Origin of the sequence: Streptomyces bobili (assembly GCF_002154575.1) — a bacterium.
In the GTDB taxonomy this organism is placed as follows: domain Bacteria; phylum Actinomycetota; class Actinomycetes; order Streptomycetales; family Streptomycetaceae; genus Streptomyces; species Streptomyces bobili.
The window spans coordinates 23,855-42,625 of sequence record NZ_MUBA01000015.1 but is presented as its reverse complement, the minus strand read 5'-3'; the positions used below and the strand labels follow the sequence as shown (position 1 = coordinate 42,625).

The following is an 18,771-nucleotide window of genomic DNA, read 5'->3' as shown; positions in this document are numbered from 1 at the left end:
GCGCGCGGCCGCGCGCGCAGCACGGAGGAAGAAGTGACCACGAACAGCCAGAAGACCCGCGAGATGACGCCCGAGGAGAACTTCCGCGAGCTGTACAAGCGGTTCGCCCAGCTCAACGACAAGGTGTCCGCGTTCCTCAACCCGGCGTGGGGTTCCGAGATGGGGATCATTCCGGCCGATCACCCGCTGTACCAGGGCGAGGAGCCTGGCCCGGCGCTGACCGCGGAGGAGACGACCACCCGCGTGTTCGCCGCACTTCACCGATCCGCGGAGCAGGACGTCAGCCGCGTCATCGCCCTCTACGAGCAGTGGGTGAAGGCCGGACCGCCGCCGCTCGGCACGCCGATGGCCCGCTGGTGGGACAAGCGGCTCGCCGAACTGCACGCCGCGATCCTCCCGCCCGCCGACCAAACCAAGGAGCAGTGACCATGCCCAAGTTCCGCAAGAAGCCCGTCGAGATCGAAGCCGTGCAGTTCACCGGCACCGGCGACAGTTGCACAGAGGTCCTCGCCTTCCTGGGCGGCTCGCACTCCGGCAACCAGCGCTGGAACAGCACCACGAACACCGGCGGCGTAATCCTCACGCTCGAAGGCGAGATGGCCTTCCGTCCCGGCGATTGGATCATCAAGGGGGTCGCCGGAGAGTTCTACCCCTGCCGAGACGACATCTTCGCCGCCACCTACGAGCCCGTCGAGGAGGGGCGCTGCGGCCCGGAGTGCTCGGAGATGCACACCGAGACCGGACGCTGCGAGATCGCGAGGAACCGCTGACCATGTCCGTCGAGACACCCGCCGGCAACTCCCGCAACGCCGCCCTCGCCATGGTCACCGCCATCCTCGACCGCGACGACGACGCAGCCTGGGCCATCGCCCGCTCCGCCGACCACGACCCCGCTACCCTCGCCGTCCTTCTCGCCCGCGTTGTGGCCAGGTCGACGACGCCGGAGGTGTGGCGGCAGATCGCCCTGACCATCGCACGAGGAGACTGACCGTGCCCGAAGAGCCCTGCCCCTTCTGCGAGATCGTCGCCGGGCGCGCACCCGCCACCATCGTCCGAGAGTGGCCCGACGCGCTCGCCATCGTGCCGCTCACCCCGGTAGTCGGGGGCCACACCCTCGTCATCCCCAAGAAGCACGTCCCCGACTTCGCCCACGACCCAGACGTGGCCGCCGACACGATGTGGCGCGCTGCTCTGCTCGCGCAGAAGTCGGACCGACCGATGAACCTGATCACGTCCCGGGGCAGCGAGGCCACGCAGTCTGTGTTCCACCTGCACCTGCATCTCGTGCCCCGCGCCGAGCACGACGGCCTCCCCCTGCCCTGGCACTCCGGACATCCGACCTGTTCGGCGTGCAACGGCAGCGGACTCTGTTCTGCCTGCCTCTGAGCATGACGAAGGGGCGCGCCCACCGACCTCCCCAGGCCAGGCACGCCCCATCCGGTGGCCCCACCGTACCGCCCCACGCACCACAGGAGCCGACGATGACCACCGCCGCCACGAACCTCCGCACCATCGCCCTCCACTGGAGGAACCTCCACGACGCCCTCGGCCAACCCGCCATCCACCATGGCTTCGGCGTCGGCCTCCGCAGCCACCTCGTCGCGCTCGAAGAAGCCGACACCACCCTGGTCGTCGTCGACCACACGCAGACGCTCACCACCATTCGCGACGCCACCGGCCGCGTCACCGGCTACCTCTGCCAGCACTGCGGCGACGTCGACCCAGGGCACACCCACCCGATCGGCGACGAGCGTGACCCCGCCCAGATCGGCCAGCGGCCCGTTCCCGTCCGTCTCCACATCCTCGACACCATGCGCGCCGTCGAAGCCGCCCTCACCGCCTGCGCCGACGACATCGCCCGCACCGCACAGCGCGCGCCGATCTCCGTGCCGGCCGCCCGCAAGGCCGACTACCGCACCCTCCGCGAGGCCCGCATCGCCGCCACAGACCGGCAGCGCCGTACCGAGCTGGCGCACGCCGACCAGCACGACCCTCGACGGTGGCGGTACACCGGCACGCGGACCGCGACCTACGCCGCGCTCTGGCTCCTGGCCCGGATCGAGCGCGCGCCCGGACCGTGCCGCCGCATCACCGACGAGGAGGAGACGCGGATCGGGAACGTCGCGGCCGGCGCCGCCGAGCGCGTCGAGCGGGCGCTGGACATTGCGGCGCAGCGGCGGACGCTGGAGCAGCTGCACGACTGCGGTGGGGCGATCGACGTCCACGGTGGGGAGGGCCGGTCGCCGCTCGCGCACTGCACCGGCTGCGGGCGGATCTGGGCCGAGGGCGTGATCGCCGCATGAGGGGCGAGCGGGCCCGGCTTCGGCGGCGGCTACTCCATCGGCTGACGGGCCGGGCGGTCCTGGTGGCCGCGCTCGCGGTCGTCGCCTGGGTAGCCATCAACCGGTGAACAGCACGCCGTCCGGAACCCGCACACGGCCTCACCTGCATCGGCCATCATGCCGTCATGACGACATACGACGGTCCCGCTACAGCCATCGTCCGCGACGCGGAGTACCCGGTCACCGCCGACCTGGCCATCACCACGGACGGTGGCCTCCAGGAGTGGCACGGCACCATCACGGCTGAGAGCGAAGAAGCCGCATGGGCGATCTTCAACGACAACGACACCAAGCTGCGGATCGACGACCACCGCTCGGGGAACTTCATCGCGGGAACGTTCAATGCGGACACGGCCGAGCTGCGCATCCAAGGCAGCGGTCCTGCCCCCTTCGGGGGCTGACCACCGTGCCCCGCCGATCGGCGCGCCTACGCCTCGGCTCGCAACTGCGCCCCTTGATGAGCACCGCTCTCAGTTCAGCCATCGCACCCGTACGGCCGTGGGCACTTCAACGTCACAAGGCACAACCCACGGATCGAAATCTTCGCGCCGACACGTAAGGATGAGGCGCATCGGCTTGTTCATCCAGTCGTCGCGCCAGTTCCGTTCAACGTTGCCGCCCTGCTGCCAGTGGGGCGGCCGTGTCCGCTCGATGCTGAACGGGCGGCCCGTCCCAACCCGCAGCGGAAACAGCTCGACCGTCTGCCCGTTCACATCAGCCCCGTCCGCACTGTACGAGAAACGGCACGGGCCCCAAACCTGCGCGTCGACGTCCTCCTGGGTGCGATCGCCGGGAAGCCGGACCGTGCGGTCCATGTCGTCACTGCTGACGATGCGGATTGCGATCTCGTCCAGCTGCTTCAGCGGCACGGGCCCGATGAGCCGCACGCTGAGCGTGGCTCGATCGCCTTCGCCACGCTCGATGCTGATGTCGAACTCGGGCGTCAGGTCTGCGTGCCATCGCTGACGCTCGATGCGGGCCACCGTGTCCGCCGTCTTCGCCGAGCGTGTGGCTGCTCGCCACGCGCCCCAAGTGGCTATCGCGCTGAGTCCGGCCGTGGAGACGGTGCCGATGTCCGTCCAGGGAATGCTCATGGCGCGCGAGAGTATCGCTTCCTCCGGGCGCACCACCGTTCTTCAGTGCTTCCAGACCTGCGGGCCTCCGCCTCGCCACTCGATCAGCGTGGACCGGACCACGTCCATCTCGTCGAACTCCTGGAGCCCGGCCTCCTGCATGAACCGCGCGACGTCCATGACGCTGTACGCGAGGCCGAGGATCGTCCCGTCGATACGCACCCGCCGGCCACCCTGCTCGTCGGGCGGGTAGACGATCACGCGCGGTGTGGCCATGGAACCAGAGTGCGGCCACCTACCTGCGGGCGCACGACGGGACCGTTCAATCGAGGACGCCGAGCGCCGTGTCCGGCCGACAGTGCGGGCACGCCGCCACGCCCTCGGTGAGCGCGTGCAATGCAGTCGACCGGTCGACGCCCTTCGATCGTTTCCCCGCGTTCCAGCAGTCGCCCGCGTGGACGTACACCGCATCTTGCCCGGACAGGCCGCGCTCGATAAGCCAGTCCGGGGAGGGTGGCCGGGCTTCGATGCCGCGCTGGTGCTCTGCTTCGCGGCGTTCGGCGTCCTTGATCTGCCCGCGGACCCGGTCGAGGGTCAGGGCCAGCCAGGTCTCCAGGGTGCGGAGGCGTGGCAGATCAGGCGGCAAATCGTGCACATATTCGATTCTAGGTGGACGTCGAGTTGACGGCTCGACCAGGGCAACCAGTGATCATCTGCCATCCTGGCGCGATGACCGACACGCAGCCGCCCAATCCGCTCGACGACGACTTCGAGGACGTGATCGGCGACGAGACCGACTTCCCCGTGGACGAATACCGCCTGTCGACACGCCCCGCAGCTAGCCCCGACCAGTGAGCTAGTGGCGGCCGGTCTTCTTCACGGCCGCCTCGATCTCGAACCGCGGCTTGCCCTCCGCCTTCGCGTACTCGGTCACCGCGGCCTGCACCGTCCGGGACAGCTCCCGCCAGTCCCGCCACGCCTTCTCATAGGTCAGGGTCTGCTCGTCGGTCCACTCGATGACGGTCGGCCGGCCGTACTGGTCGCGGAGCTGGAGGACGTGGGCGTGCGCCTGGTCGGCGGCATGCTGCATCTGGACGAGGTCTTCGAGGGTGTGGGCCACGGGCACGGATCATACGTCCGGGCACGACGAAGCCCCCGCCTCGACGCGAGACGGGGACTCAGAGACGATGTCCGAGTTACTCGACCGGGTCATCCTTGCTGGCTAGGGCGATGCCGCGCCGTGTACCAAGCCAGTGGAGTGCCCACCACGCTGCCCCGCCAGCGGCGCCGACCCATGCCCAGCCATAGGTGAGCAGGGTGTGCAGGCCGTCGGAGTGCACGATGTAGATCACGTGGCTGCCAGACACGAGGCCGACGAAGGCTTCGCGCCGTCCGCGTGTCTTGAGAACCCAATCGACCGGCGCCCAGGTCCAACCGAGCCAGTCGTGAGCACGGAACCGGACTGCCGCGAGCAAGAAGCCAGCAGCCTTGTGCCGCTTCTGCTTGGCGGTGAGGATGTCGCCGTTTTCCGGATCGCCGCGAAGGTCGTCAAGCCAGGTCGAACCGACGTTGCGCCGCTTGCCGGCCATGAGGGCCGCCAGGCCGGTGGCTCGCTCGGGGATCTGAAGGCCCGGAAGGCGCAGATCAACGGAGAAGACGACCTTGGCTTGGTTTTCCTTGGAGTGTCGCAGGTCGTACAACATCATGATCGAGGTGCCGACGGCGGTCAGCGTCGCGAAGATCACTTCGAAGGCGGCCAGCTTTAGAGCGTAGCCACTGAGGCCAATGGCTACGAAGCACAGGCCGGTCAAGGCCATCTTCGCCTGTCGCTCATTCACCACGAACTTGATACGCATCAGGCCAGCCCTCCCTGCGGGCGGAGCCCGAAGCGGCTGCGGCGTTCGGTGCGTGCCTGTAGCGCGGCGGTCGCCTGCTGCCGGCCGGTGCCGGTCAGTTCGTAGAAACGGCGGGCCGGGCGGCCGGGGTGCGGCTCGGTCTCGTCCCAGCCGCGAACCCAGCCGCGTTCCGTGAGGCGGTCGAGGATCGGGTAGACGGTGCCGGAGCCGAGGTCGGCGTCGCGGCAGATACTGAAGCCCCAGGGCGGGTTGTCCGTGGTGGCGTTGAGCAGCACTTCCAGGACGCCGATGGTGGGCTTCGTCAGGCGCGGTGTGGCCGTGGTGGCCTGCTCTCTGCGGCGCGGCTCCTCGAAGGAGCCGGCCTGTGCGTGTGGTGCCATGCCAACAGTGGAGCATGTGTCGAGTACGACAGGCAAGAGCGCGCACATCCAGCCCGAGCCCCCACCTCAGCCGAGACGGGGGCTCGGCACACGGCTACGGCCGCCAATCGTCGCGATAGCCGGGCCGGTCCGCGTACGGCAGCGCCAGCAGGCGCGCCACGGGACGCAGGCGTTCGGCGGTCTCGATCAGTTCACTCTCCTGTCGATGCAGCCGCGAGAACTCGCCGCTATCCGCACCGATCGCCTCTCGCATCCGGGTCCGTAGCGCCTGGCGTTCACCGAGGGCGCTGGCGAACAGGCCAAGGATCTGCCGCTTGCTGTCGATCTCGCGCAGCACCCGCGCCGGATTATGTGCGGCGATGAAGTCAGCGTCAGCGAGGCCCTGCTCGCTGTCCGCGGTTTCGACTCCCGCGCCCGGACGCCCGAAGTCGACGGTCCAGCCGTATTCGCCGATGCCGCTCTGCACCCACGGCCCAAGCGTTGCGGCCCGCGCCATCCGTTCGTCCTCGTCGAGCTGGACGCCCAGCCACACCACCAGCTCATCCACCCGACGTCTCCTCTCGCTTCGGCCGGCTCTTCCCCGACCCCGAGTAGCCCTTCGCGATGTCCTGCACCGTGCTGAAGCTGATGCCCAACTCGGCACCCACAGTGCGCAACGACGCCCCGGGCCGCGCCAGCAACTCGTTCACCGCCTCCTGCCGCGCCTCCTTGAGCGCCTTGTTCTGACCCGGCAGAGCCTTCAGTACCTCGCTCAGGGCGCGGGCTCTCTCGGTCGGGTCGGCGATCTCCTTGAGAGCGTCGATGGCATCGAACACCCGCTGCGCCTCCTCGGTCACACCCGGCCCCTTCTCTTGGGCGGGCCACTGGCCAAAGTGTAGGGGGTTCCCCTACAGTGCTGGAAGTGGCACCGCGCTACTGATGCACAAAGCCCCCGGCCCGGCGCTGGAACGCCATATGGGCCGGGGGCGGACCCACCCACAACCACGACGAAGGAGCAGGTCCAATGCCCGAGCGTATCGGCCGACCCCAAGGCCAGCCCACCCCCGCACGCTGGCCCGGCGAGATCGCCCGCCCCGGCAACGTCAGCATCACCGAGACCCCGCACACCCCATGGCCCTACGGCACCGCCTGCCACAGCTGCCATCACACCAACGTCCACCGGACCCGCGACGACGCCACGACGGCCGCCCACACCCACGCCGGAACCTGCACCGCCCCCCAGTTGGCGGCCATCCAGTGACCCGCCCTCGCCCCGGCTTCTACCGGGCAATGGCCGCGCTCGCCGTCCTCGCCACCGTGCTCGCGCTCGCCGTCGAACTGCGCGGAGGCAACTGATGGGCATCCGAAGCTTCGGCCGCAGCCTCCGCCCCGGCAGGGACCAGCAGCTCGCCGCTGACCTGTCCGCCCAGCGCAGCCGCAACCACCGCCGAGGCGCCACCCGCGCCGACCGCGCCGGCCAGGCCTGGGAGGACCAGGAGCGCGCCGACGAGCGGGCCCGCCGCGGCCGCTGGTCCCGCTGACCCACCACAAGCCGCCGGCCCCGCCCGCGATTCCGTTCCCCCACGGCCGCGATCGGGGTCGGCTCACGCTCCCGGAGGAGCACCGTGAAGACCCGCCGCATCGAGCGCACCCGCCTCGTCCCCCACACCGTCGACGGCGAGACCGAAATGGTCCTCGACACCGAGGTCATCAACGTCCCCGCCCCGCCGGCCGACTGGGACCAGCGCGTCCGCGTGGCCGTCACCATCGGCGCCTGCGTCCTCGTTGCCGTCGCCCTCGTCTGGAGCACCAGCGCGATCGGCGGGCTCCTCGCCGTGTCCGTCGTCGCCGTGGTCGCCTACGCGGCCGCCGCAGCCTTCGACATGACGTGGATCATGTGCATGGCCGTCGAGTGGCTGCTCCGCTACGACCCCGAGCGCGCCAAGACGCCCCGCAAGGCCGGCCATGGGGCGCTCGCCGTGTCCATGGCCGCGGTCTTCGCGCACGGCTACGTCTTCGACCAGCTCGTCATCGGCGCGGTCGGGGCGGCCGTGTCCGCGCTCGCCAAGGGCGGATGGACGATCGCCATGCGCGTGCACGCCCGCCCGCTGGACTCCCGCACACAGCAGTGGGTCGCCAAGCGGCGCGCCACCGTCGACGGACAGCTCGCCATGATCCCGATCCGCCGGGAACTGCAGCGCGGACAGGCCACGGTCGACGCCGAGCGGCGCGGCCTGACCAGCGATCCGGACCACGGATCCGCGGATTCGGACCGATCCGGATCGGATCCGCAGTCCGGATCCGGCAATCCGCTTCCCACTCTCACCGGCCCCATGACCGTGAAGGACGCGGTCCGGACCGCCATGGATTCCGGGATCACCGATCCGGATGCCGTCCTGCGCTACGTCCACACGGTTGCCGACGCCAACGCCAAGGAATCCACCGTCGCCCGCTACCTCCGCGGCGCCTGACCCCACCGATCGGACACCGTCATGCTGCTCCTCGCCCTCTGCGCCGCCGCCCTCATCCCCGGACTCGTCACCGGCTGGGTCGTCCACCGCCGCCACGGCTGGCACCGCGCCGCCCTCACCGCGGCCGGCGTCACCCTCGCCACCCCCTTCGTGCTCCTGTCCAGCTTCGTCGTGTTCCCGCCCCTCGGGTTCGCCCTCGGCGCGGCCGCCGCCCTGGCCGCCCTCGGCGCGTTCGACGACGGACGGATCTGGACCGGCGTAGCCCTCGCCGGAGCCGCGGGTGTCGCGTTCTCGTGCGCGGGATGGGCGGCGTGGTGAGCAGCGACCGCCCGATCACACCGACGCGGATCATCCCGGCCGGGGAGGCACTGCCCGCCCCGGCGGCGCCGCCTCCCCCGCGCCCTCGCCGCGCCTCCCGCCCGCACCGATCCCGGTCCCGACTGGTGGAGGTCACCGCCCGGACCCTCCGGACCGCCTCCGCCAGTCCCGGTCGACGTCCACGTCACCATCGCCGCAGGTGGACCCCCGGATCCGGAATCCGGACCGCGCTGGTGGGGCCGGATCCGCTGGGGCTACAACACCGCATGCGGGCTCGTCGGCCTCGGCATGTCCGGCCCATGGGCGTGGGTCCTCCAGTCCGTCCGCGACGAGCAGTCCCTCGCCGGCGCCTGGGTGATGGCCTCCATCCCCCTCGCCGTCCTCGTCCTCCTCGACAACGCCCGACGGGTCGAAGCCATGGCCGCGCACCACGACCTCTGGGCGCCGAAGCTACGCGCCGCCCTCACCCGCACCGCACTGTGGGCCGCTGTCCTCGCCACCGTCCTCACCCTCCCGATCACCACGCTCGTCTACCTGATCACCGGAGTGCAGCCGTCATGAGCACCACCCTGGCCGCGAGCCAGTACACGACGACCACCATCTCGACGGCTGGGTTCGCCCTCGGGTTGGCCCTCCTCGGCGCCGAGCTGTGGCGCTGGCACAAGGGCGGCGCAGGAGGCGGGAAGGGAGGCAAGGGCGACGACAGGGGAAGCGCAGCGAAGGACCCGAAGGCCCTGATCCCGCTCGGCTTCGGGATGATCTGCGGAATCCTGATGCTCGCCTGCCCGGCCGGACTCTTCGGCGGCCTCGCCGGCCTGCTCCGCTTCGGCGGCAACACCGTCGGTGACCTGGCCATGCACTGGCTCACCGGGGCCCGCAGCAACACCTTGGGTACGGCCGCCACTCCCCGCATCGACCAGTACGGGGCGATCGTCGTCACCGCTACGGTCATCGTCCTGTGGCTGCTGCGGAAGACCTTCGCCAAGGCGATCAGGGGGAAGTGGAAGAAGGGCGTACTCATCGGCGTGTTGTTGTCCGTGTCCACCGGCGTGGCCGCGATCGTGGCCCAGCAGATCGTCGACGGCGCGAACGGACTCGGCGCGTGGGCGATCACCGGCATCGCCACCGGGACGCTGTGATGAGCGCGCCCACGACAGTGCAGTGGATCCGGCAGGCCGGGCAGCGGATCGCCACCGGATCCACCCGCCGTACCGCCCAGCTCGCCGCCGGGACGCTACGCCTGGCCCGCAACCTGTGGCGCCGCGCGGCCGGTTGGCTGGGGGAGGCGTCTGGTCTGTCCTGGGTGCTGCGCGTGGCCGTACTCCTTGCGGCCGCCGTGGTCGTTCGGAAGGTTGCCGTGGCTGTCGCGGGCGCGGTGTACGCGCGGGTGGAGTCCGGGCAGGCGTGGTGGCTGCTGTGGGGTGCCGCCATCGGGTGGACCGTGACCGCGTACCGGGCGGGCCGCGAGGGCTGGAAGCCGAAGCAGCCAGCCCCGGCCGCCGAACCGGCCCCGGTCGAGGAGCCGCCGGCCGAACCGTCCGGACCCCGCCCGCCGACCGCCGCCGAGCTGGTCGCCGCGGTCCGCGAGATCGGTACCCCGCACGCCCATCTGAAGGCCCTCGCCTCCCACCTCCAGACCACGACCGAGCAGGTCCGGGAGACAGCGGCTGTGGCAGGGCTGGCGGTGACGGACGTGAGGATGGGCGGCCGGCCGTCCACGGGGGTGCGCGGTGACGCACTCCCCTCTCTCCCCTCCCCCGACCCCACGGGGGGCGTTGTTGGCGCAGGTCAGCCCGCCAACAACGACAACAACAACGCGTTCGAGTCCGTCCCCGACGAGGACAACCCGCATCGCACGCACGTCCACTGGCTCACCAAGTAGAGCCACCGCAGGTCACAACTTCGACATACCGCCTTCACCGCTCCCGCACGGGCGCGCATGATGCCGCCCTGCACACCAGTCCTTGGGGGGACCATGAATCGCCGCACCATCGCCCTCATCAGCTCCGCCGCCGTCGCCGTGGCAGGCGCCGCCACCGGCCTGACGATCTGGCTCAGCCAGCCCTCGTACGACGAGATCGTCAAGGGCTGCCAGAAGGCCCTCGCCGCGCAGTCGGAGGTCGGCGGGAAGGGCAAGCCGAGCGCCTGCAACGACGTGAAGAAAGACGACTTTTCGGCGCTCGCGCTGGCCAATGCGTTCGAGAGCCTGCCGCAGAAGGACCAGGACACGCTGGACTACTTCGACGACGGCACGATCAACGACAGCATCGGCGGGGATACGCCGTAGCTGTCACGCTGAAGGCTGCGCGCCGGGTAACGCCCGGCAGTTGGCCCCGCTGTTCACCCCCGTGACGGCGGGGCTTCGGCTATCCCAGCGGCTTCCCCGTCTTGCGCCCCTGACCAGAAACCGTGACGAAGGGGCGGATGTCCGCCCGCCTGACCCTGCGGGTCTGGCAGATGCGATCGACCTCGCCGTCAGCGATGTACCAGCTCGTTTCAGCGTACGGATCGATACGAAACGGGAGTGCCTCGACCCCGGGCAGCGGTGCGCTCTCCGCAGCAGTCGTCAGCCCTCCGGGAAGGAGTAGTCCCCAAGACGTGATCGTGGCAGGGGAACGTCCCCGATTCGTGGCCGAGACAGCGAGGAACTGCTCTGTGCTCATCTCTCCTGCGATCACAGGGATGGCGAAATGCGTCTTTACTCGTATGACAGGGCCCGTGCGTAGCCACGAAATGCATTGCCAAGCCAAAGAGATGACGCTAACTACCAGAGCGCCGATGGATATGACCAGGGTTGACATGCGTTGATGCTAGGGCAGCAGCCAGCAGGCGGACACGCTTGGCCAGTTGCGTTCTGCTCGATCATGCCCCACACTGGCCGCAGATTTGGCGTGCCCGGAAACGATCACCGCGGATCAGGCATGATGCCCCCTTCACCACCAGTTCCAGGGGGGAACATGCGCCACCGCCACACCGCCGCCGCAGCCATCGCGATCACCGCACTCGCACTCACCGCGTGCTCGAGCAGCGATACCGACGCGAAGCCGAAGGCCACCGCCAGCACGAAGGCACCCGTCACGACGGCCACGCCCACACTCGACAAGGACGACGCCGCAGCCGCCGCCGGCCTCCCGCCCGAGCCCACCGGCGCCAAGCGCGCCGAGCTGCTCCGCGCGCTGACCGCCGCCAACCCGGACATCACCAAGTACGAGGACAAGGCCATCGACGCCGCACGCAACCAGTGCATGGCGATCAACGGCGGCGCACAGAAGCTCGACTACTTCGCGTCGCAGCGCTTCACGTACAAGGACGTCACGACGACGGAGGCGCAGGGCAAGCAGATCAACGCGGCCCTCAACGGGCTCGGCTTCTGCAAGACCTGATCCCACCCCACAGTCCGGCCCGGCCGCACGCCACCGAGCGGCCGGGCCTTTCCACGCCTACAGGAGGTGCACCGTGGCCAACCAGAGCACCCACCCGGTCACCGACGAAGAACGCCAGCGCATCCGCGAACTCCACGCCGACGGCATGGGCCGCAACGCCATCGCCCGCGCGATCGGCCGTTCCTACCGAGCCGTCAGCGTCCAAGCGGCCAGGATGGGCCTCGCCTTCGACCGGACGATGTCCGAAGAGGCCACCCGCGCCCGCAAAGCGGACCTCGAAGAGCGCCGCGTCATGCTCGCCGAAGCCCTACTGGAAGACGCCGAGCGGCTCACCGAGCAGCTGTGGCAGCCAGCGAAGGTCTTCCGTATCGGCGGCTCCGCCAACACGTACGCCGAGCACGATGTCGACGAGCCGCCGTCCGACGCGAAGAAAGACATCATGGCCGCGGCCGGCATCGCCATCGAGAAGTCGCTGAAGTTGGCCCCGCCGGAGCGTGAAGACACCGAGGGCCTGGCCGCGGTCGACCAGTGGCTGAGGGGAATGATCGGCGGCGAGTAGGGGGCAACGATGTTCCGTCCCCTGACCGGCAAGTCCCTCCGTGCGACGCAGCTCGCGGCCGCGCGCGGCAACCTGTGGGAAGGCGCGGTCCGGTCGGGCAAGACCATCGGGTCGATCATGGTGTGGCTGAAGTACATCCGCACCGGGCCGGCGGGCGCACTCCTCATGGTCGGGAAGACCGAGCGCACGCTGAAGCGGAACATCATCGACGTCATCGAGCAGATGGTCGGCAAGCAGCGGTGCGTGTACCGGGCGGGCGCGGGCGAAGTCGTGATTTTCGGCCGCACGATCTATGTGGCTGGCGCGAACGATGAGAAGGCCGTCGACAAGATCAAGGGCCTGACCCTCGCGGGCGCCTACATGGATGAGGTCACCACCTACCCGCAGACGTTCTTCCAGATGATGGAGACTCGCCTCTCCATCGAGGGCGCGAAGTGGTTCGCGACGACCAACCCGGAGGGGCCGAACCACTGGCTGAAGAAGAACTACCTCGACCGGGCCCGCCTGCACATGCGGCGGGACGGCACCATCCTGGAGACGCACGACCCGGACGCGCTCGACGTGCACCGCTTTTCGTTCGTCCTGGACGACAATCCATCGCTGCCCGTGGACTATGTGGCCAGCTTGAAGCGCTCCCATCAGGGGCTGTTCTTCCGGCGGTACATCCTCGGCGAGTGGTGCCTCGCGGAGGGCGTCATCTACGACGCGTTCGACGAGGCGCGGCACGTCATCGACATTGTTCCGGAGATCTCCCGCTGGATGTGTGTTGGCCTGGACTACGGCACGGTCAACCCGTTCGCGGCGCTCCTGATCGGCATCGGCAACGACCAACGCCTGTACGTCGCCTCCGAGTACCGGCACGACTCGCGGATCGCACGCCGGCAGCTGACGGACGCGCAGTACTCGGTGGGTGTCCGTCAGTGGCTGGCGTCGTACGAGCACCGCGGGACGAAGGGTGTGGCCCCGTCGTGGCTGTTCGTCGACCCGAGCGCGGCTTCCTTCATGACTCAGCTGTGGTCTGACGGGGTGCCCGGGGTGGCGAAGGCGGACAACGACGTGAAGGACGGCATCCGGTCGGTGTCCACGGCGTTCGGGGCGAACCTGCTGTCGGTCCACCGCTCCTGCGCGGGCCTGCTGGAGGAACTGCCCGCGTACGTCTGGGACGAGAAGGCCTCGTTGAAGGGCATCGACCAGCCGCTGAAGGTCAACGACCACAGCGTGGACGGTCTGCGGTACGGGCTGCACAGCGCGGTCAACGAGTGGCGGCACCTGCTGCCCGCGACATCCCTGGAGGTGGCTGCCTGATGGCTGCGACGGCATCGATTCCCGTGTACCTGGCCATCGGCAACGGAGGCATCCCGTGGGAGATCGGCACGATCGAACTCACGGCGGACGCCAGCGGGACCATCACGCTCACCACGATGGACATCGCCGCAGCCTTGCGGGAGACGGCGGACGCGATGGAAGCAGCAGCGAGGGAGGAGAGCGATGCCGCTTCCGAGTAAGGGCACCCCGTGGCCGCCGATCCACCCGGCGATCCAGGCCGACATGGCCGACTGGCGCGCCTGGTACGCCGCGAACCCTGACCGCCTGTCGTACCGATACCTCAACCGTCACCGCGACAACGGGCGCTTCGGCCAGATGCAGAACCGGCCCAGCCAGTACCGCGGCGGCATGGTCGGCCGCGTCGCCCGCTGGTTCTGGGGCGAGCCCACTCCCCTCGGCGAGAAGCGCGCCAACCTCCACATGCCCCTCGCCCGGGACATCGCCCGTACCTCGTCCGGCCTCCTGTACTCCGAGCCGCCTGCCCTGAAGGTCGAGAACACGGCCACCCAGGAGCGCCTCGAACAGCTCATGGACGTCGGCATGAAGCGCACCCTGATCGGCTCCGGTGCGGTCGGCTCGGCGCTCGGCGGCTCGTACCTGCGGATCGTGTGGGACGACGCGATCAGCGAACGGCCGTGGCTCAACATGGTCCAGGCGGACGGCGCCCACCCCGAGTTCGCGTACGGCGAGAAGCTGCGCGGAGTCACGTTCTGGACGGTGCTCGCGGTCGACGGGCAGAAGGTCATCCGCCACCTGGAGCGTCACGAGCCGGGCGCCATCCTGCACGGCGTGTACGAGGGCACCGAGCAGAACCTCGGCAAGCCTGTCGACATGGGCGCCTTCGAGGAGACGAAGAACCTCCTGCCTGCGCGCGCCCTGCCGATCGGCAGGCGGCTGGCCTGTACGTACATCCCGAACACGATGGTGGCCCCCGACTGGGACGACATCCCCGGCGCGGCAGGCCTCGGCACCTCGGACTATCAGGGTGCGGAGACGTTCCTGTCCGCCGTCGACGAGACGTACACCAGCTGGATGCGCGATATCCGCCTCGCGAAGTCCCGCATCCTCGTCCCCCAGGGCTACCTTCTGAACAACGGCCCTGGACAGGGCGCGTCGTGGGACGACCGCGAGGTCATGGTCGGCTTGAACATCCCGCCGACCGAAGACCAGTCCATCACCCTGTCCCAGTTCCTGATCCGGCACGAGGAGCACCGGGCCACGATCGAGGAGCTGGTGGGCAAGGTCATCCGTAACGCCGGCTACAGCGGCGGGACGTTCGGCGACGACTCCGACGGGCCTGCCGCGACGGCCACGGAGATCAAGGCCAGGACGGCGCGCAGCATGACCACCCGCGCGGAGAAGGGGGAGCTGGCCGCGCCGCGGATCGCCGACGTCACGGAGACCCTGCTCATCCTCGAAGCATCCGGAATGTTCCCGGGCGTGAGCGGGGTCGAGGTCGAGCGCCCGGACGTCAAGTTCCAGGACAGCGTGCAGGACGACATCAAGACCCTCGCGGAGACAGCCGCGCTCATGGGGCAGGCCGAGGCCGCGTCCACCGAGACGAAGGTCGCCCTCCTCCACCCGGACTGGGACGAGCAGGACCAGAGGGCCGAGGTCGACCGGATCCTCAAGGAGTCCGGCCGGCTCGTCGAGGATCCGTTTACGCTCGGCGCGGACCAGCCTGCCTTCGGTCAGTAGAGCGCGGAGGGAGGCGGCATGCCGGTCAGCCCCGCCATGGCGGAGGATCTCGCCTCGGCCGTGTCCGCCCTGTACGAGCAGGCCGAGCTGGCGCTGATCGAAAAGGTCACGCGCGCCCTCGCCGCGGGCCTCAACAGCCCGCTCTGGGCCGAACTCAAAATCCAGTCGATCGGGCACCTGCGGACGGCCATCGAGGACATCATCGCCGCCCTCCAGGCCGAGGCCACCGGCGCGATCCACACGGCCGTCGCCGAGGCATACAACCGGGGCACGACGGCCGCCGTCCTCGAACTCGGCGCTATCGCCCCAGCCGTCGCCGCGATCCCCTCGGGCACGCAGGCTGTGGACCGGCTCGCGGCCGCCCTCGTCCAGGAGACCCAGGCGACGCACGCGCGGATCCTGCGCACCGGACTGGACGTGTACCGGCAGGTCATCGCCGAGGCAACGTCCGCTCCGCTGCTCGGGGCATCGACTCGGCGTGAGGCTGCCGGGCGGGCGCTCGCCAAGTTCTCGGCTCGGGGCGTCACCGGGTTCGTCGACCGGTCCGGCCGGGCCTGGAACCTGACGAGCTACGCGGAGATGGCCACACGGTCCGCGCTCGGCCGGGCGGCCGTGCAGGCGCACACCGACCGGCTTGCCGCCTACGGCATCGATCTGGTGCTCGTCTCGGATGCTCCGGAGGAGTGCGAGCGGTGCAAGCCGTGGGAGGGCAAGGTCTTGCGGCGTGACGGCTCCTCCGGTCCGGACACCGTGGAGGTCGAGCACGCCACCGAGGACGACCAGATGGTGCGGGTTCGCGTGGCCGGCAGCTTTCCCGAGGCGCGCGCGGCCGGTCTGATGCACCCAAACTGTCGCCACACCGTGTCGATCTATCTGCCCAGGGTGACGCAGCCTCGTCCGAAGCCGCCGTCGAGGGCGACCTACGAGCAGTCCCAGCAGCAGCGCTACTTCGAGCGGCAGATCCGGGCGTGGAAGCGGCAGGCTGCCGGTGCGATCGATGACGACAAGCGGGCGCGGGCGAACGCGCGGGTGCGTGAGTACCAGGGCCGCATCCGGGAGCTGGTCGCCGAGACCGGGCTGCCTCGCAAGAGCCACCGCGAGCAGGTAGTCAGCGCGCGCTAGATGGGCCGCCGAACGACCGACTCGAAGTTCTCGCAGTCCTCGTTCATGCACTTGTGCGCGCCGCGCTGCCGCTCGTGGCCTGCGTGCCCTACGGCCGTCGAGTCCACGTCGCCCGTGTAGGCCAGAGGCTCCTTACACGCGGGGCAGCTTGGTCCTGGGCGGCCCACGTCATTTGAGTCCATGCATCGAACGTACGCCGCTCCAGCCGAGGGCGCCCGTTGAGACTTCGGTCCGCCTGGTGCGGGCCGAGAACACCGATCCGCCAGGCGCGGGTCACTCCTGAAGGCCCGCCAGGCGCGGGCCATCTGCACATCCCCGGGACCGACAGGCGCGGTTCCACCCCTGATGCCCGCCAGGCGCGGGCGGATTCATGCCCTGGAGGGCGAATGCGGAAGAAGACCCTGCCCCGGCTCACGACTGCGGGCGCTGGTTGGGCTCACCCCTACGGCCACGGCCCTTTCTCCCCGTTCCTGTACGCGGACGGAGGGGACGGCGACGGCTCCGGATCCGGAAGCGGCGACGCGAACGGTGACGGCGGCGACGGATCAGGCGGCGGCTCCGGTGACGGAAGCGGCGCGGGCTCCGGTGACGGAGGCCAGGGATCCGGCGGCGCCGACGGCCAGGGCAAGGACGGCAAGGGCGACGATCTCTCGGCCACGGTCAAGCGGCTGGAGAAGGAACTCGCCGACGCCCGCAGGGACGCCGGCAAGGCCCGCACGGACGCGAAGAAGCAGGCCGCGGACGACGCCGTCGCAGCCATCACGAAGCAGCTCGGCAAGGCGCTCGGCTTCGTCAAGGACGACGCCCCGCCGGACCCGAAGGCACTCGCCGACGCCATCGCGCAGAAGGACACCGCACTCACCCAGAAGGACGCGGCCCTGCGCGCGAAGGACGTCGAACTCGCCGTGTGGTCCCGAGCCGACAAGCTCAAGGCCAAGGCCGGCGCGCTCCTCGACTCGCGCTCCTTCGTCAGCTCGATCGCTGAACTCGACCCCTCCGACAAGGGCTTCCAGACCGCGCTCGACAAGGCCATCAAGGACGCGGTCGACGGCAACAAGGCCTTCGCCGTGACCCCTCCCGCCGGGAAGTCCGGCGCGGACCTGTCCGGCGGCACCCGCGAAGGCTCAGCCAAGCGCGGCGGATCGCTCTCCGGGGCGATCTCGAACCACTACGGAACCTGACACTCAGGAGTAACCCATGCCCGTGACGCTCGCTCAGGCGCAGCTCAACACCCAGGCGGACATCGACTTCGCCGTCATCGACAACCTCCGCCGCAACTCGTGGCTCTTCAACAACTTCGTGTGGGACGACACGGCGACCCCGGGTACGGGCGACAGCTCCCTCACCTACGGCTACACCCGGCTGCTGGCGCCGTCCTCGGTGTCGTTCCGCCGGTTCAACGAGGAGTACGTCCCCAACCAGGCGACCCGCGAGCGCAAAAGCGTGGAACTGCACCCGCTGGGCGGCGCGTTCACCGTCGACCGGAAGCTGGCCCGGCTCGGCCCGGCCGCCTCGAACGAGATCAGCTTCCAGCTCGCGCAGAAGCTGACCTCGATGCGGACCCGCTTCCAGCAGGAACTGATCCTCGGCGACACCGCCGTCGACGACGCCGGCTTCGACGGCCTCGACAAGGCGCTCACGGGCCAGTCCACCGAGTACCTGCCGCTCGCCGAGGGCACCGCGACCGGATACCTCAACTGGTCGCCCGCAGGGGTCACGTCCGAGGACCTGGCCATGGCGGCTTTCGACTCGTTCGACGACTTCCTCAGCAGGATCATGGGATCGCAGACCGGATCCGGTGACACTGGCGCCGACGGCTCCATCCCGGCCGGCGTGAAGGCAATCCTCGGCAACACCACGTCGATCGCCCGCATCAAGTCGCTCGCCCGACGCGCGACTCAGTTCACCTCCGACCGCAACAGCCTCGGCATGCTGGTCGAGCGGTACGGCGACTGGGTCCTCGTCGACCTCGGCGACCGTTCCGACGGATCCGCCCCGATCATCCCGATCCGGTCGGCGGACACCGACGGCGGCGGCGCGGGTGGCACCATCACCGGCCTCACCGACATCTACGCCGTGAGCCTGGGCCTGGACGCCTTCCACGGGGCGTCGATGGCGGGCGCTCCGCTCGTCGAGACCTACCTGCCCGACTTCACCCAGCCCGGCGCCGTCAAGAGTGGCGAGATCGAGATGGGCCCGGTCGCGGCCGTCCTCCGCAACACGAAGTCCTGCGGCGTCCTGCGCAACGTGAAGGTGCGGTGATC

31 protein-coding genes are annotated in these 18,771 nt (G+C 69.7%); 23 read left to right on the top strand and 8 right to left on the bottom strand.

Going from position 1 to position 18,771, the window contains the following annotated elements:
- The 6 genes from BZL64_RS01910 to BZL64_RS01885 all read left to right on the top strand — a co-directional run.
- Positions 1 to 426: hypothetical protein (locus BZL64_RS01910; RefSeq protein ID WP_208639343.1), on the top strand; the 426-nt coding region annotated here is incomplete at its 5' end.
- A 2-nt stretch (positions 427 to 428) separates the two neighbouring features.
- Positions 429 to 770 (top strand): hypothetical protein, encoded by a 342-nt coding sequence (locus BZL64_RS01905; protein WP_208639342.1) that lies wholly within the window; start codon positions 429 to 431, stop codon positions 768 to 770.
- A gap of 2 nt (positions 771 to 772) precedes the next feature.
- Entirely contained in the window at positions 773 to 988 is a 216-nt protein-coding gene (locus BZL64_RS01900; protein WP_086765397.1) for a hypothetical protein, read from the top strand.
- Between the two features lie 2 nt (positions 989 to 990).
- Positions 991 to 1,386, top strand: a complete 396-nt coding sequence (locus tag BZL64_RS01895; protein WP_086765395.1) for an HIT family protein — start codon at positions 991 to 993, stop codon at positions 1,384 to 1,386.
- 95 nt (positions 1,387 to 1,481) lie between these two features.
- On the top strand, positions 1,482 to 2,303 hold the full coding sequence (locus BZL64_RS01890) for a hypothetical protein (RefSeq protein ID WP_086765393.1): 822 nt from the start codon (positions 1,482 to 1,484) through the stop codon (positions 2,301 to 2,303).
- Between the two features lie 164 nt (positions 2,304 to 2,467).
- Positions 2,468 to 2,743, top strand: a complete 276-nt coding sequence (locus tag BZL64_RS01885; RefSeq protein ID WP_086765391.1) for a DUF4873 domain-containing protein — start codon at positions 2,468 to 2,470, stop codon at positions 2,741 to 2,743.
- A 69-nt stretch (positions 2,744 to 2,812) separates the two neighbouring features.
- On the opposite strand, the gene BZL64_RS01880 is transcribed toward BZL64_RS01885, so the two are convergent.
- Genes BZL64_RS01880 through BZL64_RS01870 form a run of 3 tightly spaced genes read right to left on the bottom strand, consistent with a single transcriptional unit; the run spans position 2,813 to position 4,070 of the window.
- A complete protein-coding gene (locus BZL64_RS01880) occupies positions 2,813 to 3,436 on the bottom strand; it encodes a hypothetical protein (RefSeq protein WP_086765411.1) in 624 nt (207 codons plus the stop codon).
- 42 nt (positions 3,437 to 3,478) lie between these two features.
- Complete coding sequence (locus BZL64_RS01875) at positions 3,479 to 3,691, bottom strand: hypothetical protein (RefSeq protein ID WP_086765389.1); 213 nt, start codon at positions 3,689 to 3,691, stop codon at positions 3,479 to 3,481.
- A gap of 46 nt (positions 3,692 to 3,737) precedes the next feature.
- Complete coding sequence (locus tag BZL64_RS01870) at positions 3,738 to 4,070, bottom strand: DUF6233 domain-containing protein (protein WP_208639341.1); 333 nt, start codon at positions 4,068 to 4,070, stop codon at positions 3,738 to 3,740.
- Positions 4,071 to 4,144: 74 nt separating this feature from the next.
- Here BZL64_RS01870 and BZL64_RS41875 point away from each other — a divergent pair, with 74 nt between their 5' ends.
- Positions 4,145 to 4,270 carry a hypothetical protein gene (locus tag BZL64_RS41875; RefSeq protein ID WP_279634584.1) on the top strand — a complete coding sequence of 42 codons (126 nt, stop codon included), beginning with the start codon at positions 4,145 to 4,147 and terminating at the stop codon, positions 4,268 to 4,270.
- Between the two features lies 1 nt (position 4,271).
- On the opposite strand, the gene BZL64_RS01865 is transcribed toward BZL64_RS41875, so the two are convergent.
- The 5 genes from BZL64_RS01865 to BZL64_RS01845 all read right to left on the bottom strand — a co-directional run bounded on the left by BZL64_RS01865 (position 4,272) and on the right by BZL64_RS01845 (position 6,487).
- Positions 4,272 to 4,535: a hypothetical protein gene (locus tag BZL64_RS01865; RefSeq protein WP_086765387.1), complete on the bottom strand. Its 264-nt coding sequence runs from the start codon at positions 4,533 to 4,535 to the stop codon at positions 4,272 to 4,274.
- 76 nt (positions 4,536 to 4,611) lie between these two features.
- A complete protein-coding gene (locus tag BZL64_RS01860) occupies positions 4,612 to 5,271 on the bottom strand; it encodes a hypothetical protein (RefSeq protein WP_086765385.1) in 660 nt (219 codons plus the stop codon).
- Positions 5,271 to 5,651 carry a PadR family transcriptional regulator gene (locus BZL64_RS01855; protein ID WP_167396075.1) on the bottom strand — a complete coding sequence of 127 codons (381 nt, stop codon included), beginning with the start codon at positions 5,649 to 5,651 and terminating at the stop codon, positions 5,271 to 5,273. The genes BZL64_RS01860 and BZL64_RS01855 overlap by 1 nt, the downstream gene beginning before the upstream one ends.
- A gap of 94 nt (positions 5,652 to 5,745) precedes the next feature.
- Positions 5,746 to 6,198, bottom strand: coding sequence for a DUF6221 family protein (locus BZL64_RS01850; protein ID WP_086765383.1), 453 nt, complete (start codon positions 6,196 to 6,198; stop codon positions 5,746 to 5,748).
- Positions 6,191 to 6,487 (bottom strand): hypothetical protein, encoded by a 297-nt coding sequence (locus BZL64_RS01845; protein WP_086765381.1) that lies wholly within the window; start codon positions 6,485 to 6,487, stop codon positions 6,191 to 6,193. Before BZL64_RS01845 ends, BZL64_RS01850 begins: the two co-directional genes overlap by 8 nt.
- A gap of 167 nt (positions 6,488 to 6,654) precedes the next feature.
- Between BZL64_RS01845 and BZL64_RS01840 the strand changes: the two genes are divergently transcribed.
- From BZL64_RS01840 to BZL64_RS01765, 16 genes are all read left to right on the top strand, one after another.
- Positions 6,655 to 6,891 carry a hypothetical protein gene (locus BZL64_RS01840; RefSeq protein ID WP_086765379.1) on the top strand — a complete coding sequence of 79 codons (237 nt, stop codon included), beginning with the start codon at positions 6,655 to 6,657 and terminating at the stop codon, positions 6,889 to 6,891.
- A gap of 94 nt (positions 6,892 to 6,985) precedes the next feature.
- Complete coding sequence (locus BZL64_RS01835) at positions 6,986 to 7,171, top strand: hypothetical protein (RefSeq protein ID WP_086765378.1); 186 nt, start codon at positions 6,986 to 6,988, stop codon at positions 7,169 to 7,171.
- A gap of 84 nt (positions 7,172 to 7,255) precedes the next feature.
- Positions 7,256 to 8,101, top strand: a complete 846-nt coding sequence (locus tag BZL64_RS01830) for a protein transporter Sec31 (protein ID WP_086765376.1) — start codon at positions 7,256 to 7,258, stop codon at positions 8,099 to 8,101.
- Between the two features lie 21 nt (positions 8,102 to 8,122).
- Positions 8,123 to 8,419 carry a hypothetical protein gene (locus tag BZL64_RS01825; protein WP_086765373.1) on the top strand — a complete coding sequence of 99 codons (297 nt, stop codon included), beginning with the start codon at positions 8,123 to 8,125 and terminating at the stop codon, positions 8,417 to 8,419.
- A 288-nt stretch (positions 8,420 to 8,707) separates the two neighbouring features.
- Positions 8,708 to 8,980: a hypothetical protein gene (locus tag BZL64_RS01820; RefSeq protein ID WP_086765371.1), complete on the top strand. Its 273-nt coding sequence runs from the start codon at positions 8,708 to 8,710 to the stop codon at positions 8,978 to 8,980.
- The gene (locus tag BZL64_RS01815; RefSeq protein WP_086765369.1) at positions 8,977 to 9,558 is read left to right on the top strand and encodes a hypothetical protein; all 582 of its coding nucleotides are present in this window, start codon (positions 8,977 to 8,979) and stop codon (positions 9,556 to 9,558) included. Before BZL64_RS01820 ends, BZL64_RS01815 begins: the two co-directional genes overlap by 4 nt.
- A complete protein-coding gene (locus tag BZL64_RS01810; RefSeq protein WP_086765367.1) occupies positions 9,558 to 10,301 on the top strand; it encodes a hypothetical protein in 744 nt (247 codons plus the stop codon). Before BZL64_RS01815 ends, BZL64_RS01810 begins: the two co-directional genes overlap by 1 nt.
- Positions 10,302 to 10,394: 93 nt before the next feature.
- Positions 10,395 to 10,706, top strand: coding sequence for a hypothetical protein (locus tag BZL64_RS01805; protein ID WP_086765365.1), 312 nt, complete (start codon positions 10,395 to 10,397; stop codon positions 10,704 to 10,706).
- A 670-nt stretch (positions 10,707 to 11,376) separates the two neighbouring features.
- The gene (locus BZL64_RS01800; protein WP_086765363.1) at positions 11,377 to 11,802 is read left to right on the top strand and encodes a hypothetical protein; all 426 of its coding nucleotides are present in this window, start codon (positions 11,377 to 11,379) and stop codon (positions 11,800 to 11,802) included.
- Positions 11,803 to 11,875: 73 nt separating this feature from the next.
- Positions 11,876 to 12,361, top strand: a complete 486-nt coding sequence (locus BZL64_RS01795) for a helix-turn-helix domain-containing protein (RefSeq protein WP_086765361.1) — start codon at positions 11,876 to 11,878, stop codon at positions 12,359 to 12,361.
- 9 nt (positions 12,362 to 12,370) lie between these two features.
- Positions 12,371 to 13,666: a PBSX family phage terminase large subunit gene (locus tag BZL64_RS01790; RefSeq protein ID WP_086765359.1), complete on the top strand. Its 1,296-nt coding sequence runs from the start codon at positions 12,371 to 12,373 to the stop codon at positions 13,664 to 13,666.
- Positions 13,666 to 13,866 carry a hypothetical protein gene (locus tag BZL64_RS01785; protein ID WP_086765356.1) on the top strand — a complete coding sequence of 67 codons (201 nt, stop codon included), beginning with the start codon at positions 13,666 to 13,668 and terminating at the stop codon, positions 13,864 to 13,866. The genes BZL64_RS01790 and BZL64_RS01785 overlap by 1 nt, the downstream gene beginning before the upstream one ends.
- The gene (locus BZL64_RS01780; RefSeq protein ID WP_086765354.1) at positions 13,850 to 15,385 is read left to right on the top strand and encodes a hypothetical protein; all 1,536 of its coding nucleotides are present in this window, start codon (positions 13,850 to 13,852) and stop codon (positions 15,383 to 15,385) included. Before BZL64_RS01785 ends, BZL64_RS01780 begins: the two co-directional genes overlap by 17 nt.
- Positions 15,386 to 15,403: 18 nt before the next feature.
- The gene (locus BZL64_RS01775) at positions 15,404 to 16,507 is read left to right on the top strand and encodes a phage minor capsid protein (protein ID WP_086765352.1); all 1,104 of its coding nucleotides are present in this window, start codon (positions 15,404 to 15,406) and stop codon (positions 16,505 to 16,507) included.
- Between the two features lie 386 nt (positions 16,508 to 16,893).
- Positions 16,894 to 17,688, top strand: a complete 795-nt coding sequence (locus BZL64_RS01770; RefSeq protein WP_086765350.1) for a hypothetical protein — start codon at positions 16,894 to 16,896, stop codon at positions 17,686 to 17,688.
- Between the two features lie 16 nt (positions 17,689 to 17,704).
- Positions 17,705 to 18,769: a major capsid protein gene (locus BZL64_RS01765; RefSeq protein ID WP_086765348.1), complete on the top strand. Its 1,065-nt coding sequence runs from the start codon at positions 17,705 to 17,707 to the stop codon at positions 18,767 to 18,769.
- Positions 18,770 to 18,771 lie beyond the last annotated feature (2 nt).